The organism is Leifsonia sp. SIMBA_070 (assembly GCF_046534635.1).
Lineage (GTDB): Bacteria > Actinomycetota > Actinomycetes > Actinomycetales > Microbacteriaceae > Leifsonia.
In genome coordinates this window covers 1-267 of the sequence record NZ_JAWRYK010000368.1, presented here as the reverse complement: position 1 = coordinate 267, position 267 = coordinate 1, and the positions used below count along the sequence as shown (strand labels likewise).

Sequence of the window (267 nt, the reverse complement as noted above, 5' to 3'; positions counted from 1 at the left end):
ATGCGCCATCCAGACGGCATCGGCCGCCCACGCGGAGTCGGGGCGTGGCGCTTCGTCGAGCTGGAACCGGAAGAGCGTGAACTGGAAGCCCCACGGCCGGCCGTCGGGCCCGTCGAGGTTGCCCGTGAAATACCACCACTCGTTGCGGTAGCCCGGATGGGCGGCATGATCCTCCGGAAACGCGAACGCTCGCGGGGCGGTGACCCGGCGAAAGCTCTCCGGCGCATCGTTGAGCAGGCCGCTGGTGTCGAGCCGGGCTTCCGGCGC

1 protein-coding gene is annotated in these 267 nt (G+C 70.4%); it reads right to left on the bottom strand.

What is annotated here, in order from left to right; genetic code table 11:
* Positions 1-267, bottom strand: a 267-nt coding sequence (locus SB754_RS20715) for a lipocalin-like domain-containing protein (protein ID WP_410784237.1), incomplete at both ends; no start/stop codon positions are given.